This window comes from Kribbella sp. NPDC003505 (genome assembly GCF_040610875.1).
In the GTDB taxonomy this organism is placed as follows: domain Bacteria; phylum Actinomycetota; class Actinomycetes; order Propionibacteriales; family Kribbellaceae; genus Kribbella.
This window is the reverse complement of the sequence record NZ_JBEXNA010000029.1, coordinates 1-1,054: the sequence shown is the minus strand read 5'-3', so window position 1 is coordinate 1,054 and position 1,054 is coordinate 1. Positions and strand designations below refer to the sequence as shown.

Below are 1,054 nucleotides of genomic sequence, written 5' to 3'. Positions count from 1 at the left end.
GGGGGTTGATACGCACAAGGACGTGCATGTCGCGGCGGTACTTACCGCGATGGGTGTCCTGCTGGCCACCGCCACGTTCCCGACAACAGCGGCCGGCTACCGGCAGTTGCTGGCGTGGGCGCGTGAGTTCGGGCCGGTACACCGCGCTGGGGTGGAGTGCACCGGTTCCTATGGCGCTGCGCTGGCCCGCTATCTGAGCGCCGAGGCCGTCAGCGTGCTCGAGGTCAACCGCGGTGACCGCAGCGAACGACGTCGCCGCGGAAAGACCGACACCCTTGATGCCGAGACAGCAGCCCGAGCCGTGCTGTCCGGACGCGCCACCGCAGTCGCGAAGTCCGGCGACGGGCAGGTCGAGATGCTGCGAATGTTCAAACTGGCCAAGGCCTCGGCCGTCAAGTCCCGCAGCCAGGCGATCAACCAACTCAAGGCCGTCTTGGTCCGCGCCGACCCTGCGCTACGCGAGGCGATGACCGGTCTGAGCAACTCGGCTCTGCTCCGCCGATGCGCGGCGCTGCGCGCGGCAAGCCCGATCGATCCGACCGGAGCGGCCGCGTTCACCTTGCGACTGCTCGCCCGTCGCATCATCGAATTGACCAGCGAGATCGACGAGCTCAACATCCAGATCACCACCAGCGTCCAGGCTCACACGCCGGCGCTGCTGCAGCGCTACGGCGTCGGCCCGGACACGGCTGCCGCGTTGCTGCTCGCTGCCGGCGATAACCCCGAACGGTTGACCAGCGAGGCATCTTTCGCTGCGCTCTGCGGCGTCAGTCCGATCGAAGCGTCCTCAGGCAAGACGCACCGACGCCGGCTCAACCGGGGCGGAGACCGACAAGCCAACTCCGCGCTCTACACGATCACCATCACCCGGCTGCGCTGGGACAAGCACACCCAGGACTACGTGCGGCGACGCACCGAAGCGGGCAAAACCCGACGCGAAGCGATCCGTTGCCTCAAGCGCTACATCGCCCGCCAGATCTACCGCGACATCATTACCTCCAGACGATCGCCTTCAACAGCCGCCACAGCCGCTTGACATCCATAGGGGCATCAA

General features: G+C 66.9%; 1 protein-coding gene. It reads left to right on the top strand.

Annotated elements, in window-relative coordinates:
* Window positions 1–1,036 (top strand): IS110 family transposase (locus tag ABZX12_RS42755; RefSeq protein ID WP_355701222.1); only part of this gene is annotated, 1,036 nt, incomplete at its 5' end.
* Window positions 1,037–1,054: the final 18 nt, after the last annotated feature.